General features: G+C 72.3%; 12 protein-coding genes and 1 pseudogene. 4 read left to right on the top strand and 9 right to left on the bottom strand.

All coding sequences use genetic code 11. The features are described from left to right. Positions 1-12: 12 nt before the first annotated feature. From QP939_RS49250 to QP939_RS49240, 3 genes are read right to left on the bottom strand one after another with little or no spacing between them, the layout of a single operon-like run. A complete protein-coding gene (locus QP939_RS49250) occupies positions 13-1,656 on the bottom strand; it encodes a thiamine pyrophosphate-binding protein (RefSeq protein ID WP_285453860.1) in 1,644 nt (547 codons plus the stop codon). Beyond that, complete coding sequence (speB, locus tag QP939_RS49245) at positions 1,653-2,597, bottom strand: agmatinase (protein ID WP_285453859.1); 945 nt, start codon at positions 2,595-2,597, stop codon at positions 1,653-1,655. Before speB ends, QP939_RS49250 begins: the two co-directional genes overlap by 4 nt. After that, entirely contained in the window at positions 2,590-4,035 is a 1,446-nt protein-coding gene (locus tag QP939_RS49240; protein ID WP_285453858.1) for a sodium:solute symporter family protein, read from the bottom strand. The genes speB and QP939_RS49240 overlap by 8 nt, the downstream gene beginning before the upstream one ends. A 141-nt stretch (positions 4,036-4,176) precedes the next feature. Here QP939_RS49240 and QP939_RS49235 point away from each other — a divergent pair, with 141 nt between their 5' ends. The 3 genes from QP939_RS49235 to QP939_RS49225 all read left to right on the top strand — a co-directional run bounded on the left by QP939_RS49235 (position 4,177) and on the right by QP939_RS49225 (position 7,602). Further along, entirely contained in the window at positions 4,177-5,649 is a 1,473-nt protein-coding gene (locus QP939_RS49235; protein WP_285453857.1) for a PucR family transcriptional regulator, read from the top strand. 154 nt (positions 5,650-5,803) lie between these two features. Then, positions 5,804-6,481: a response regulator transcription factor gene (locus QP939_RS49230; protein ID WP_167441650.1), complete on the top strand. Its 678-nt coding sequence runs from the start codon at positions 5,804-5,806 to the stop codon at positions 6,479-6,481. Continuing rightward, the gene (locus QP939_RS49225) at positions 6,478-7,602 is read left to right on the top strand and encodes a sensor histidine kinase (RefSeq protein ID WP_285453856.1); all 1,125 of its coding nucleotides are present in this window, start codon (positions 6,478-6,480) and stop codon (positions 7,600-7,602) included. The genes QP939_RS49230 and QP939_RS49225 overlap by 4 nt, the downstream gene beginning before the upstream one ends. Positions 7,603-7,646: 44 nt before the next feature. On the opposite strand, the gene QP939_RS49220 is transcribed toward QP939_RS49225, so the two are convergent. After that, positions 7,647-8,696: an alpha/beta hydrolase gene (locus QP939_RS49220; protein WP_285453855.1), complete on the bottom strand. Its 1,050-nt coding sequence runs from the start codon at positions 8,694-8,696 to the stop codon at positions 7,647-7,649. A gap of 131 nt (positions 8,697-8,827) precedes the next feature. On the opposite strand from QP939_RS49220, the gene QP939_RS49215 reads away from it, so the two are divergent. After that, complete coding sequence (locus QP939_RS49215; protein ID WP_285453854.1) at positions 8,828-9,346, top strand: permease-like cell division protein FtsX; 519 nt, start codon at positions 8,828-8,830, stop codon at positions 9,344-9,346. 49 nt (positions 9,347-9,395) lie between these two features. Here the strand turns inward: QP939_RS49215 and QP939_RS49210 are convergent. The 5 genes and pseudogenes from QP939_RS49210 to QP939_RS49195 form a co-directional block, all read right to left on the bottom strand. Further along, positions 9,396-11,506 (bottom strand): annotated as a pseudogene (locus tag QP939_RS49210) (3-hydroxyacyl-CoA dehydrogenase NAD-binding domain-containing protein). Continuing rightward, the gene (locus QP939_RS49205; protein WP_285460024.1) at positions 11,507-12,697 is read right to left on the bottom strand and encodes a thiolase family protein; all 1,191 of its coding nucleotides are present in this window, start codon (positions 12,695-12,697) and stop codon (positions 11,507-11,509) included. A gap of 364 nt (positions 12,698-13,061) precedes the next feature. Next, positions 13,062-13,232 carry a hypothetical protein gene (locus QP939_RS52365; RefSeq protein WP_434219615.1) on the bottom strand — a complete coding sequence of 57 codons (171 nt, stop codon included), beginning with the start codon at positions 13,230-13,232 and terminating at the stop codon, positions 13,062-13,064. After that, a complete protein-coding gene (locus tag QP939_RS49200; protein WP_434219614.1) occupies positions 13,226-13,699 on the bottom strand; it encodes a hypothetical protein in 474 nt (157 codons plus the stop codon). Before QP939_RS49200 ends, QP939_RS52365 begins: the two co-directional genes overlap by 7 nt. 60 nt (positions 13,700-13,759) lie before the next feature. Further along, positions 13,760-14,950 (bottom strand): hypothetical protein, encoded by a 1,191-nt coding sequence (locus tag QP939_RS49195; protein ID WP_285453853.1) that lies wholly within the window; start codon positions 14,948-14,950, stop codon positions 13,760-13,762. Positions 14,951-14,959 lie beyond the last annotated feature (9 nt).

Genomic DNA, 14,959 nt, shown 5'->3' with positions numbered 1-14,959 from the left:
GAAGCTCGCGGGTCATGCCTTCTCCAAATGGGTCGGCGCGAACAGCTTCAGCAGCGCGGGCAGGACGACGACCGATGGCCCCGGCGTACTCAGGGCCTCGGTGAGGTCCGCGCCCACCGTGTCCAAAGAGGACAAGCGGGCCGGTACGCCGAACGAGCGGGCCAAGGCGACGAAGTCGGGGCGCGCCAGTTCCGTGGCCGTTGTCTGGCCGAACGCGTCCGTGAGGTACTCGCGCAGGACGCCGTAACCGCCGTCGTCGATGATCAGCCACGTCACGTCGAGGTTGTGCTGGACCGCCGTGGCCAGCTCGGCGATTCCGTACATCGCTCCGCCGTCGCCCGACACCGCGAGTGTTCGACCGCCCGCCGCCGCGCCGCCCAGTGCTCCCGGCAAGCCGTAACCCAGCCCGCCCGCTCCCTGCGCCGTGTGGATCGGGGCACCCTCCGGGTTCCACGCCGACCACGCCCAATACGCCGCGATCGTCATGTCCCAGAACGTCTGCGTGCCCTCCGGCAACGCCTCGCGGATGTCGTAGATCAGCTTGCGTTCCGCCGCCAGGTCTTGGCCGTCCAACCGCGACTCGACGCGGGCGAGCAAGCCCGACACCGCCTTCTCGGCGCGGCCGTCGGAGCCGCGCAGCGGTACCCACTCCAGCAGCGCCTGCAGCGTGAGCCGCACGTCGGCGTGGATGCCCAGCGCCGGGTGGTTCGACTCCAGCTTGCCCAGGTCGGCCTCCACCTGGATCACCCGGCCGCGTGGGGCGAATTCGCGGTAGTTGCTCGACAGCTCGCCGAGGCCCGATCCGAGCACCAGCAGCGCGTCGGCGTCCGCCAGGAACTCCGTGGTGTGCCAGTCCTCCAGCCACGACCTCCCGGACAGCTCGTGGTCCCAGCCGAAGACGCCCTTGCCGCCGAACGTCGAAATCACCGGTGCGCGCAACGCCTCCGCGAGGGCCTTCAGCTCGGCCTGGGCGCCGGACCGCAACGCTCCGCCTCCGGCGAGGATCACCGGGTTCGACGCTGTGCCCAGCAACTCCGCCGCCGCGGTGACCAGTTCCGGCAGGGGTTCCAGGGTCGGGGGCGTGGCCGACACCGACGTGATCGGCGGGACTCCGGCCGGGCCGAGCAGCACGTCCTGGGGAATCTCGACCCACACCGGGCCGTAGGGCGCCGTCGCGGCCGACGTCCACGCCTCGCGCAACGCCGTCGGGATCTGGCTCGCCCGCCGCACGACGTGCACCGACTTCACGACGTCGCGGAAGCTCGCCTGCTGGTCCGGCAGTTCGTGCAGGTAGCCGTGGCGTCCGCCGCCCAAACCCGCCACCGGGACCTGGCTCGAGATTCCGAGCACCGGTACCGATGCCGCCCGGGACTCCTGCAGCGAGGCCAACGTCAGCAACGCTCCGGGGCCCGTCGAGACGACCAGCGGCGTCACCGGGACCGGGCCCTCGGGGTTCGCGGCGAGGCGGGCGCGGGCGTGGCCGTCGGCGGCGAACGCCAGGTTGTTCTCCACGCGGCCGCTGATCACGCGCACGTCGTCCGCTCGCCGCAGCGCCTCGAACAAGCCCAGCGCGTGCTGGCCCGGCAGGCCGAACACCGTGTCGGCGCCCAGCGCCCGCAGCGTTTCGACCACCACGTCGCCGCCGATGCGCGTCATGCGCCCTTCCCCAAGCTCAGCAGGCTCACCAGGTCGTAGGCGACGTGCGACGCCGCGATGGCGGTGATCTCGGCGTGGTCGTACGCCGGGGCCAGCTCGACGACGTCCGCGCCGATCAGGTTCAGGTCCCGCAGCCCGCGCAGGATCTCCAGCAGCTCGCGGCTGGTCATCCCGCCCGCCTCCGGCGTGCCGGTGCCGGGTGCGTGGGCCGGGTCCAGCACGTCGATGTCGACCGACACGTACAGCGGGCGGTCGCCGATGCGCTGCCGCAGCGCGTCGACCGTCTCGGCCACCCCGCGGCGCAGCACGTCGCCGGAGGTGACGATGCCGAAGCCCAGCCGCCGGTCCTCTTCGAGGTCGCGCTTGCCGTACAGCGGCCCGCGGGTGCCGACGTGCGACAACGCGCTCGTGTCGAGGATTCCTTCTTCCGACGCGCGGCGGAACGGGGTGCCGTGCGTGAACGGCTCGCCGAAGTAGGTGTCCCACGTGTCGAGGTGCGCGTCGAAGTGCAGCAGCGCCACCGGTCCGTGCTTCTTGGCCGCCGCCCGCAGCAGCGGCAGCGCGATCGTGTGGTCGCCGCCGACGGTCACCAGGCGGGTGCCGTTCGCCGTGAGGGCTTCGGCTTCCTGTTGCAGCGTCTCGATCGCTTCGCCGATGTTGAACGGGTTGACCGCGATGTCCCCGGCGTCGACGACCTGGCACTCCGCGAACGGCGAGACGTCCAGCTCCGGGTGGTACGGCCGCAGCAGGCGGCTCGCCTCGCGCACGGCGGCCGGGCCGAAGCGCGCGCCCGGCCGGTAGGACACCCCGGAGTCGAAGGGCACCCCGACGACGGCGACGTCGGCGTGGTCGACCTGGTCGATCCGCGGCAGCCGCGCGAAGGTCGCGAACCCGGCGAAGCGGGGGACGCGCGACGAGTCGAGCGGTCCGATGTTAGGCACTGGCGGGCTCCTGTTCCCGGTTCGTGGTGGGGGTTTCTTCGCCGTTCAGGCGGCGGGTCCAGACGGAAAGGATCGAGTCGGACGTGCGGGGTGTCGCGAAGCTGACGGCCAGGTACACCACCAGGCTCGCGCCGAGGCCCCAGTAGATCGGGGTGTTGGCCTCGACGCCGTCGATGATCATGAACGCGATCACGGAGACCGTGCCGGCGACCATCGACGCGTACGCGCCCTGCCGGGTGCCGCGCTTCCAGAACAACGCGCCCACGATCGCCACCAGCAGGCCGCCGACCAGGATGTCGTAGGCGATGGTGAGCGCGTTGACGACGTCGTCGACGATCATCGCGATGCCGATGGCCAGGAGCCCGAGCACCAGTGTGGCGAGCCGGTTGCGGCTGACCTCGCCGCCCTTCTTCAGGCCCAGCTTGGTGAGCAGGTCCGACGTCGTGGTGGTGGAGCACGCGATGAGCGCGCCGCTCGCCGTCGACATCATCGCCGAGAGCGCCGCGGCCAGGACCAGGCCGCGGACGCCGGTCGGCAGCAGCCGCTCGACGATCGTCGCGAAGGCGTCCTGCGCGCTCGCGATGTCCGGGTACAGCGTGTGGGCCGCGGTGCCGATCAGCGCGCCGGCCAGGCCGTAGACCAGGCAGTAGACGCCGGAGGTGATGCCGCCGGACGTCGCGATCGCGGGCGTGCGGGCGGTGAACACGCGCTGCCAGATGTCCTGGCCGATCAGCAGGCCGAAGGTGTAGATGACGAAGTAGGTGATGATCGTGTCGCTGCCGATGGCGGTGAAGCTGAAGAAGCTCGCGTCCAGCTTCGCGCTCATGCCGTCGAAGCCGCCCGCCGAGGTGATCGCGACCGGCAGCAGGATCGCCAGGATGCCGATGGTCTTGATGACGAACTGGGCGATGTCGGTGAGCGTGATCGACCACATGCCGCCGAGCACCGAGTAGAGCACCACGATCGAGCCGCCGATCGCGATCCCGGCCCAGTTCGGCAGGTCGAACAGCACCTTGAAGATCGTCGCGAACGCCAGCGTCGAGGTCACCGTGAGCATCAGGGTGTAGCCCCACATGACGACGCCGGACACCGCGCTGGTGCGGCCGCCATAGCGCAGGTCGAGCATCTCGCCGACGGTGTAGACCTTCAGCCGCACCAGCCGCCGCGCGAACAGCGCGTGCAGCACGAGGATGCCGACGCCGATGCTGACGACCAGCCACATGCCGGAGATGCCGTAGGTGTAGCCGAGCTTCACGCCGCCGACGGTCGACGCGCCGCCGAGCACGACGGCCGACATCGTGCCGGAGTACATGAACCAGCCCAGCCGCCGCCCGGCGACGAGGTAGTCGGACTTCGTCTTCGCGAGCCGGAGGCCGTACCAGCCGACCCCGAGCATCCCCGCGATGTACAACGCGATCACGGCGTAGTCACCGGTCACGGCGGGCTCCTTACTGGTGGGGAGTGTTCGGGTCACCGTAGGTTCGCCCGCCCCCCCTTCGGCATGGGATGATTCGTCCCCATGTCGACATCGGTGGGGACGAAATGACCTCGATCGCGGATTCCCCGTCCACCGAAGTGAATGTCCCGTTACGCGCGGTTGTCGGCAACCGGGAAGCTCGCCCTCGACGTCGTCCCCGAGACGCTGCGGCCGGGCGCGCTCGACGAGCCGGTGCGCTGGGCCCACGTCAGCGAGCTGCGCGACCCCGCGCCGTACCTGGTGGGCGCCGAGCTGATCCTCACCGCGGGGGTGAACCTGCCCGCGGAGCCGGGCGAGGTCGACCGGTACGTGCGCGGGCTGCGCGACGCTCGCGTGACGGCGCTGGGGTTCGGGCTCACCCCGACGGTGTTCGAGACGCTGCCGGAGCGCCTGCGCCGGTCGTGCGCGCGGCACGGGCTGCCGCTGCTGGTGGTGCCGTCGCGGACGCCGTTCCTGGCGATCAACCGGGCGGTTTCGGTCGCGCTGACCGAGGCGGGGCAGCGGGAGCAGCGGCGGATCACGGCGGCGCGGGAGGCGTTGACGCGCGCCGCGGGTGGCGGGCTCGGCGAGCTGACTTCGTCGCTGGCCGAGCGGCTGGACTCCTGGGTGGCGCTGGTCGGGGCCGGGGACGTGCTGGCCTCGGCGCACGACGCGCCTTCGCCGTTGCCGCCCGAAGTGCGCGAGCTGGTGGCGACGGTGCGGGCGGGCAGCGGGATCCGCAGCGCGACCACCGAGGTGGGCGACGGCTTCGTCGTGGTCCAGCCGGTGTACCCGCAGGCGACGGCGTCGCACCTGGTGGTGGTCGGCCGGACGCGGCGCTTCGACGGCGCCGACCGGGCGATCCTCGCCGTGGGCGCGGCGCTGCTGGGCCTGGTCGGGCGGGCCGGGTCGGACGCGGCCGAGCTGGGTGCGGCGGCGACCGGGTTGCTGCTCGGCCGGACGTCGGCGCGGGGCGTGGCTCGTTCGTTGCTCGGTTCGGGCACCGCGCGGCTGGTCGCCGGGGTGCCCTACCGGCGTGGGCCGGGCGAGGTGGCCCAGCGCCCGGACTGGCTGCGGGCGCGGCTGGACACGCCGCTGGTTTCGGTGCTCGACGGGAGGTTCACGGCCGTCGCCGGGGCGTCGCCGTCGCGAGCGGCGCTGGAGGACCTGCGCTCGTCGGGGTGGCTGGCGGCCGTGGGGTCACCGGTGCCCGCCGAGCGGCTGGCCGACGCCGTCGCCGAGGTGGACCTGCTGCTCGCGCGGGCCCAGGCGCTCGGGAGGCCGGTCGTCGCGGGCGGCGGGCCCCTGGATTTCGACGCGCTGCTGGCTCCGGACGCGGCGCGCGGCTTCGCGGCTCAGGCTCTGGAACCGCTGGTCGCACTCGACCGGGAGGGGGACCGTTCGCTGGTGCTGACGCTCCGGACATGGCTGGCCCACCACGGCGGCTGGGAACCGACGGCGGCCGAGCTGGGCGTGCACCGCAACAGCGTCCGGCACCGGATCGCCCAGGTGGAGCGGGCGTTGGACGTGGATCTGGCCGACCCGGAGAACCGGATGCGGCTGTGGTTCGCGCTGCGCTGGGTGCCGGAGCCGTAGCGCCCCAAGGCGGCCTTGGTTGCGTCTCACGCACCGAAGGCCGCCTTGGGTGCGTCTGACGCACCGAAGGCCACATTGGGGCGCTTGGGGCTGGCTCATCCGACGCACACAGTCCTTAAAGGGCACTCTCAGGAAAATATGGGATTGTGGGCTCGTGCGAGTTTTGGTAGTCGAGGACGAAGAACCCCTGGCCGACGCGATCGCCCGCGGGCTGCGCCGCGAGGGCATGGCCGTGGACGTCGCGCTCACCGGCGACGACGGACACGAGAAGGCCGCCGTCACGCGGTACGACGTCGTGCTGCTCGACCGGGACCTGCCCGGGATGTCCGGGGACGAGCTGTGCCGCGAAATCGTCGCTTCCGGGGAGCTCACCCGGGTGCTCATGCTCACCGCGAGCAGCTCGGTGTCCGACCGCGTCGACGGCCTGTCCCTCGGCGCCGACGACTACCTCGCGAAGCCGTTCGCCTTCCCCGAGCTCGTCGCGCGCGTCCGGGCGCTGGGCCGCCGGGCCACCCCGGCCGCGCCGCCGCTGCTCACCGCCGGGGACGTCGAACTCGACCCGGCCAAGCGGACCGTGCGGCGGGCGAGCGGGCCGGTCGAGCTGACGCGCAAGGAGTTCGGCGTCCTCGAGGTGCTGCTGCAGGCCGCCGGGTCCGTCGTCAGCAGTGAGGAACTCCTCGAACGCGTCTGGGACGAGAACGCCGACCCGTTCACCACGACCGTCCGGGTCACCGTCATGACGCTGCGCAAGAAGCTCGGCGAGCCGGGGATCATCGAGACCGTCGTCGGCTCCGGGTACCGGGTGCCGGAGCCCGGCGCGTCGCGCGCGTGAACCTGCCGGGCACCCGCAGCCTCCGCGCCCGGATCACCCTGCTGGCGACCGTGCTGGTCGCCGCCGTCAGCCTGCTGCTGCTCTGGCTCGCCTGGACGCTGGTGCGGGACGCGCTCGACACCGTCCCGCAGATGCCGCCGGGCAGCACGGTCGTCGTCGACGGCGTCACGGTCGACGCCTCGACGCTCGCCGAACACCTGCGCGTGCACGCCCGCGACCGGATGCTGCTCTTCGGCTCGATCGCGTTCCTGCTGGTGGTGGCGGCCGCGGCGATCCTCGCCTGGACGTTCACCTCCCGTGTCCTGCTGCCGCTGCGCGAGATCACCGGCACCGCGCGGCGGCTGTCGGTCGAGTCGCTGGGGGAGCGGATCGGCGAGGTGCGTTCGCGTGACGAGCTGGCCGAGCTGGCCGGCACGTTCGACGACATGCTCGACCGGCTCCAAGCCGCCTTCGACGCGCAACGCCACTTCGTCGCCAACGCCAGCCACGAGCTGCGGACGCCGTTGTCGGTGATCCGCACGGAACTCGACGTCACCCTGGCCGACGACGACGCCGACGAGGCCGAACTCCGGCGGATGGCGGGGGTGGTCCGCGACGCGACCGAACGCGCCGGGCAGCTGGTCAACTCCCTGCTGCTGCTGGCTCGCACCGACGGCGCCGGGCTCGCGGTCCGCGAGCCGGTCGACCTCGCCGCCGTCGTCGACCGGGCCTGGCACGCCGTCCACCGGGAAGCCGACAAGCGCGGGATCCGGGCGTCGTTCAGCACGCCGTCGGCGGGCGCGTTCGGCGACCCGGCGCTGCTGGAGCGCATCGCGGGCAACCTGCTGGAGAACGGCGTCCGCCACAACGTCGAGGGCGGCTGGCTGGAGGTCACGACGCAGCCCGGGCCGCAGTGGTCGATGCTGCGCGTCCGGTCGTCCGGCGGGCTCGTCGACCCGGCGACCGTGGCCGAGCTGTTCGAGCCGTTCCGTCGCGCCGGGGTGGCGCGGACCGCGCGTTCGGGGGCGGGCCTGGGGCTGTCGATCGTCCGGGCGGCGGTCCAGGCGCACGGCGGCAGCGTGACGGCGGAGCCGATCGTGGGCGGCGGCCTGTCGGTGACCGTCCACCTCCCGGTCCGCTGAAAGATGTCGTGAGTGTTTAGGGCGGTTAGAACCGCCCTAAACACTCACGAGCGGGTCAGGGAGAGTCCGGCGCGGAGCACTCCGGCCGCGTGGAGCATGGCCGCGCGGGCGTCCGGGTCGATGCCCACCCGGTTCGCGAACCCGTGCAGCTGGCCTTCGTGACGCCGGTGCACCAGCGGGACTCCGGCTGAAGCGAGGCGTTGCGCGTACGCCTCGCCTTCGTCGCGGAGCAGGTCGAAGCCGCATGTCGCCACGTACGTCGGCGGCAGACCCTCGAAGGCGTCGTCGTACAGGACCGACGCCCGCGGGTCCGTGTAGTCCGCCGGGTCCCGCAGGTACTGCGCCCGGTACCAGGCCCACTCGTCGCGGTCGAGGCGGAAGCCCGTTCCGAACCGCCGGTGCGACTCCGACCCGCCGAGGGCGTCCGTCGCCGGGGTCAGCAGCAGGGTGAACGCGGGGCGTGGCAGCTCGCCGCGGGCCGCCGCGTGCGCGACCACCGCCGCCAGGTTGCCGCCGCTGCTGTCGCCGCCCACCGCGAGCCGGGCCGGGTCGATCCCGAAGTCCGCCGCGTGCCGCGCCACGTGGGCGAACGCGGCGACCGCGTCCGACGCCGCCGCCGGGAACGGGTGTTCCGGCGCGAGCCGGTAGCCGATCGACACCACCCGCACCCCGGCTTCCTCGGCCAACAGGCGGCACGCGCCTTCGTGCGTCTCGATGCTGCCGAGCACGAACCCGCCGCCGTGGAAGTAGACCAGTGCCGGGCTCGGCGCCGGGACCCCGGCCGGTTCGTACCGCCGCAGCGGCAGCGGGCCGCCGGGCCCCGGCCAGGTGTGGTCGCTCGTCCGGACGCCCGGGCAGATCCCGGCGCCGGCGAGCGAGCCCGCCAGGTCCAGCTCCCGCCGGGCCCGCTCGAGGCTGCCGTTGTGGTGCGGGGCGTCGAACGGCGCGAACTTCGCCACCCGGATCAGCACCCGCGCGCTGGTCACCGGCTGCCGACCGTCGACCACCACCGGGCGGCCCGCGACCGCGCGCAGCACCGGCTCCGGCAGCCGCAACAGCAGCCGCAGCCCGGCCATCACCGCCCGCACGAGCATCCGCCTCACACCGGATACATCGGACTGGACGCCGGGAAGTTTCAAGGTCAAGGCGTTCGCGGCTGATCCGTGTCGGTGAACGACCCGCCGCCCGGCGGACGGCGACGGCCGGGCTGTGCTGTGATCTTCGGGTGGAGGAGAAACCGAAGCCGCTGGCGCGCGTCCTGATCCCGGTCGTCGCGCTGGCGCTGGCCGCCGGGGTCGGGCTGGCGTTCTTCGTCGCCGCCCTGGTCCGGCCGCCCGAGCTGCCGGTGGACCGGAACCCGGCGCCGCTGGCCGGCCACAACCTGTGCGCGTCGGTGGTGGTGTACTTCCGCACCGACGAGGAGATGCGCGCGGCCGCGGCCGCTTTCCACGACGACCCCAAGGCACGCCGCGTGTTCGTCGAGACGCAGGCGGAGGCCTACGCGCGGTTCAAGCGGATCTTCGCCGACCAGCCCGAGCTCCTGCGCCTGACGAGGCCCGAATCCCTGCCTGCGTCCGTGTCGCTGCTCGCGGTGCCCGGCACCGACCTCAACGCGTGGGCCCAGGAGCTGCACGCCCGGTTCGAGCACGCCGACCAGGTGAAGGTCACCGACCTCGACGCGATGGTCGAGCAGCTGAAGCCGACCGACCCGCCGCCGAAGTGCCCGCGCGACGGCGAGTACTGAAAACGCCGTGAAGGCCCCTCCCCGGCGGGAAGGGGCCTTCACGGACGGGTCAGGAAGCCGGGACCGAGGCGACGCCCGGGGCGAGGAACGGCTTGCCGTTCACCCGCTCGGACACGCCCGTGCGGTCCAGGTACGGCGTGATGCCGCCGTTCCAGAACGGCCAGCCCGCGCCGAGGATCAGGCACAGGTCGATGTCCTGCGCCTCGGCGACCACGCCCTCGTCGAGCATGATCCGGATCTCCTCGGCGATGGCCGACAGCGCCCGGTCGCGCACCTGTTCCGAAGTGGACGGCTTGTCACCCTGGGTCCAGAGCTCGACGACCTCGGGGTCGGCCGACTGGTTGCCCTGGGCGTCCCAGATCCAGACGCCCTTCTTGCCCGCCTTGACGAACTTCGCGAGGTTCTCCGACACGGTGAACCGGTCCGGGAACGCCTCGTGCAGCGTCTCGCCGACGTGCAGCGCGATGGCCGGGCCGACGAGCTGCATCAGCGTCAGCGGTGTCATCGGCAGGCCGAGCGGCTCGAGAGCCTTGTCGGCGACGTCGAACGGCGTGCCCTCGTCGACGGTGACCAGCACCTCGCCGAGGAAACGCAGCAGCAGGCGGTTGACGACGAACGCGCTCGCGTCCTTCACCAGCACGCTGGACTTCTTCAGCTGCTTGCCGACCGCGAACGCCGTCGCGAGCGACGCGTCGTCGGTCTGCTCGCCGCGGACGATCTCCAGCAGCGGCAGCACGGCGACCGGGTTGAAGAAGTGGAAGCCGACCACGCGCTCGGGGTGCCGCAGCTTCGACGCCATCGCGGTGATCGACAGCGACGAGGTGTTCGTCGCCAGGATCGCCTCGGGGGAGACGTGCTGCTCCAACTCGGCGAACACCTGCTGCTTGACGCCCAGCTCCTCGAAGACGGCCTCGATGACGAAGTCGGCGTCGGAGAACGCGGCCTTGTCGAGCGAGCCGGAGACCAGCGCCTTGAGCCGGTTCGCACCGTCCGGGGACACGCGCTTCTTGCTCAGCAGCTTGTCGATCTCGGCGTGGACGTAGCCGACGCCCTTGTCGACGCGCTCCTGGTCGACGTCGGTCAGCACGACCGGCACCTTCAGGCGTCGGACGAACAGCAGCGCGAGCTGGCTGGCCATCAGGCCGGCGCCGACGATGCCGACCTTGTTCACCTTGCGCGCCAACGACTTGTCCGGCGCGCCGGCCGGGCGCTTGGCGCGCTTGTTGACCAGGTTGAACGAGTACAGCCCGGCGCGCAGGACGTCGGACATGAGCAGCTCGGCGAGGCCGTCGGTCTCGGCCGCGTACCCGCGGTCGAGGTCGTTCTCGCGCGCCAGCTCCAGCAGCTCGACGGCCTTGGTCGCACCCGGCGACGCGCCGTGCGTGCGCCCGTCCACAATGGACTTGGCGCGGGCGATGGCCGCGTCCCACGCCTGGCCGCGGTCGATCTCGCGGCGAGCCGGGGTGACTTCGCCGTTGACCACGCGAGCCAGCCACAGCAGCGACTGCTCGAGGTAGTCGGCCGAGCCGAAGACCTCGTCGACGATGCCGACTCGGCCGTCTGCTTGACGGTGAGCATCTTGTTCTGCGCCAGGGCGTTCTCGATGATCACCGTGACGGCGGCGTCGGCGCCGATGAGGTTCGGCAGCAGCTGCGTGCCGCCCCAGCCCGGGAACAGGCCGAGGAAGACCTCGGGGAACGCGATCGCGGCGGTGTTTTCCGACAGCGTCCGGTAGTGGCAGGACAGCGCCAGCTCGAGGCCGCCGCCCATGACCGCGCCGTTGATGAACCCGAACGTGGGGATCTTCGACTCGGTGAGGCGGCGGAACACGTCGTGCCCGGTCTGGGCGATCTCGCGCGCCAGCTTCGGGTCGCTCACCGATTCCACACCGGACAGGTCCGCGCCGACGGCGAAGATGAACGGCTTGCCGGTGACGGCGATCGCGGCGGGCTCGGCCTCGAACGCCTTGTCCAGCGCGGCGTTCAGGGAGACGAGACCCTGCGGGCCGAAGGTGTTCGGCCGGGTGTGGTCGTGGCCGTTGTCGAGCGTGATCAGCGCGACGGGCTTCGCGAGCCCGGGCACCTTCACCAGGCGCGTCACGGCGTGCGTGACAACCTCGTCCGGGAAGGCGGCCTTCGCTTCTTCAGCGGTGAAAGTCATTTACTTCGCCCCCTCGAACGCCGGGTTCTCCCAGATCACGGTGCCGCCCATGCCGATGCCGATGCACATCGTGGTGATGCCGTACCGGACGTCGGGCCGCTCGGCGAACTGGCGGGCCAGCTGCGTCATGAGCCGGACGCCGGACGAGGCCAGCGGGTGGCCGCAGGCGATCGCGCCGCCCCACTGGTTCACGCGCGGGTCGTCGTCGGCGATGCCGAAGTGGTCGAGGAAGGCCAGCACCTGCACGGCGAAGGCCTCGTTGATCTCGAACAGGCCGATGTCGTCGATGGTCAGGCCGGTGCGCTTGAACAGCTTCTCGGTGGCGGGCACCGGGCCGATGCCCATGACCTCCGGCTCGACGCCGGCGAAGGAGTAGCCGACCAGCCGCATCGCGACGGGCAGGCCCAGCTCGCGGGCGGTGTCCTCGTCGGCGAGGATCGAGGCGGTCGCGCCGTCGTTGAGGCCCGCCGCGTTGCCCGCGGTGATCCGGCCGTGCGGGCGGAACGGCGTCTTCAGGTTCGCGAGGGTTTCGAGCGTGGTGCCCGGGCGGGGCGGCTCGTCCTCGGTGGCCAGGCCCCAGCCGAGTTCTTTGGAGCGGGTGGCGACGGGTACCAGCTCGGGCCCGATCTTGCCGGTCTTCACGGCCTCGGCGTACTTCTCCTGGCTGCGCGCGGCGTAGGTGTCGGTGCGCAGCTTGGTGATCGCCGGGAACCGGTCGTGCAGGTTCTCGGCGGTCTGGCCCATGACGAGCGCGGTCGGGTCGACGAGCTTGTCGGCGATGATCCGCGGGTTCGGGTCGACGCCCTCGCCCATCGGGTGACGGCCCATGTGCTCGACGCCGCCGGCGATGGCGATGTCGTAGGCACCGAAGCCGATGCCGGAGGCGGTGGTGGTGACGGCGGTCATCGCGCCGGCGCACATGCGGTCGATGGCGAAGCCCGGGACGGACTTGGGCAGCCCGGCCAGCAGCGCGGCGGTGCGGCCGATGGTCAGGCCCTGGTCACCGATCTGGGTGGTGGCGGCGATGGCCACCTCGTCGACGCGCTCCGGCGGCAGTTCGGGGTGCCGCCGCAGCAGCTCGCGGATGGCGTTGACGACGAGGTCGTCCGCGCGGGTCCCGGCGTACATGCCCTTGTCGCCGGCCTTGCCGAAGGGGGTCCGTACCCCCTCGACGAAGACGACGTTGCGCACGCCTCGCGCGTTCGGCGCGAGCGGCGTTGCTGGTGCGGCCACGAATGCTCCATGAAGTAGAGGTCTTTGCCCGCACGATAGCCCTTGTTACCCGTCGGTAACCAGTGGTGTGGCCCGGTCGAGTGGGCTACGGCACACTCTCGGGGCGCGGGCGCCCGGCCCGGCGGGTGGTAGAGGGCCCGGATGGCGCGGTCGGTGTGCCGGGGCGGCTCGTGAGCCGCTCGGCGAGCCGTGCGCCGGGTGCTGCTCCGGCGAGCAGGTTTCCCGCGCGCTGCTTGGCGGGCGCGCCGCGGGCTCGGTGGCGTGGCGTTGTCGCCGACAGCGTTCCGGTCCGCGCGGGACTCGGCGGCCCGCCGTGCCGCGGTCAGCTCGCCGAGGCGCGGTCCTTCGGCGTGAGGGTCCGCCCCTTCACCAGCCACGCCACACCGAACGCCCACACCGCGACGCTCTCCAGCCACAGCGCCGGGTGCCACTCCGGCACGAGCCGCAGCCAGCTCGTCACCGCGATCAGCACCAGCGCGGCCAGGATCACCACGCCGCACACGCGGTAGACGACGCCGATGCCCGGCGGCTGCTCGCCGTCGTGGGGAACAGCCGCAGGCAGAAGTACGCCAGCATCAGGAAGAACACCGCCGCGAACGTCAGGTGCAGCACCCCGGACGTCCGGTCCCACGCCGAGACGTCGTGGTCGGGTGTCGCCGGGAAGAGCGCCAGCCCGATCGCGCCGAGCCCGGCCACGCTGCTCGCGACGTTGTCCACGTAGTCGTGGCCGTAGTACGCCAGCAGGAACACTCCGGCCGCGCACATCGCGCCGACGAAGACGTTCCGCAGATCCGTGTAGTAGTACCCGCTGAGCGAGCCGATCAGGTCGCCGCCCTGCAGGAGCTGCTTGCCGAGGATCAGCACGAACGGCAGCGCGAGGCCGATCAGCCCGATCGCGCGCCGCAGGAACAGGTACGAGTGGACGAGCGTCGTCTGCGGGGATGTGGTCGCCGTGGTCATGGCCGCCTCCGGAGGTCTCACCGAGGACATCGGCGGGTTGGTGCCCCGGGACGAGCGTTGTTATCCGACGGCGGCCCAGATCCTCAGCTGATCGTTACGCAGCTCGGCGAACGTACCCGAGTCGTGCGCGATCGGCACGAAACCGGCCAGGTTCCCGATCCGCGCGCCCTCGGCCGGGTCCCAGACCTCCAGCCCGGCCTCGGCGGCGACGTACAGCAGGCCGCCGTGGGCCCACATCCGGCCGTCCGGGCCGGTGAACTGCCCGATCCTGCGGCCGGTCGCCGCTTCGCGCAGCTCGATGCCCGGCAGGGGTGGCCGTTCGGTGCCGATGCCTTGCAGCGCCACGGTTTCCTCGTCCAGCCAGGCCATCGGCTCGTCCCAGACGTCGCCGCGGTCGGCCAGCTGCCGCGGGTTCCGGTCACCCTCGAGCCAGGCGGTGACGTCGATGACCAGAGGGATCCCGACCGGGTGCCAGGCCCAGGCGTCGACGAGCAGCGACCGGCCGGACGGGCTCGGCAGCAGCGCGCCGCTGAAATAGTCGACTTCGCCCGCGTGGCCGGTGAGCAGGCGTCCGGTGGCCGATTCGAAGACGTCGAGCCGGTCCCCGGCGGTGGCCGCGGCGAACCGGCCCCCGTCGAGGAACGCGAACGGGTAGCGCGTCCACTCGTTGTCGTCCCAGTCCCGGTCGAGGTCGAGCACGGTGACCCACTCGGCCAGGTCGATGACGGTCCCGTACTGGCCGTAGTCCGAAACGACCGCCGCGAACCGGCCGTCGGCCGAGGCGTGCAGCGCGGGACCCCGGGGCCGGTCCGGCCGCTCGAACCGCTCGACGTCGCGTTCCTCGCGCAGCTCGACCGGGCCGAGGAGCCACTGGTCCTCGTCGTCGAGGCGGACGAACCCCGCCTCGGTGAGCGCGAGCCAGCCACCGGGCACCGGGACGAGGCAGCGGTCGTTCAGCGGGGTCACCGGGCACGGCCGGGTCGTCCAGGTGCCCGGCAGCTCCCGGTCGCGCAGCAGGACTTCCGGTGAGCCGCGCCAGCCGAGGCTCGCCATGGCGTCGGCCCGGTCGAAGCAACCGACGCACGCGTCGAGCAGGACGGGCGCCTCGACGCACTCGCGGCACACCAGGTCGAACCGCGTTCCGACCCCGGTGAGCACGCGGAAGCACGCGGGCCCGTTGTCGGTGGTGAGGTGGGCGCAGACGCGCGCCCCAGCGGCCGCAGCGAGATGGCCGCACGGAAGAACGTTCACCCCACCAGT

This window comes from Amycolatopsis nalaikhensis, from assembly GCF_030264295.1.
GTDB lineage: Bacteria > Actinomycetota > Actinomycetes > Mycobacteriales > Pseudonocardiaceae > Amycolatopsis > Amycolatopsis nalaikhensis.
This window is presented reverse-complemented; position numbering and strand designations above follow the sequence as displayed.

What these genes read in the sequence shown, in the direction of transcription:
- QP939_RS49250 (WP_285453860.1), bottom strand. Translation starts at nt 1,656, where the DNA reads ATGACGCGCATCGGCGGCGACGTGGTGGTCGAAACGCTGCGGGCGCTG.
- QP939_RS49235 (WP_285453857.1), top strand. Translation starts at nt 4,177, where the DNA reads ATGTCCCGTTACGCGCGGTTGTCGGCAACCGGGAAGCTCGCCCTCGAC.
- QP939_RS49220 (WP_285453855.1), bottom strand. Translation starts at nt 8,696, where the DNA reads ATGCTCGTGCGGGCGGTGATGGCCGGGCTGCGGCTGCTGTTGCGGCTG.
- QP939_RS49200 (WP_434219614.1), bottom strand. Translation starts at nt 13,699, where the DNA reads ATGACCACGGCGACCACATCCCCGCAGACGACGCTCGTCCACTCGTAC.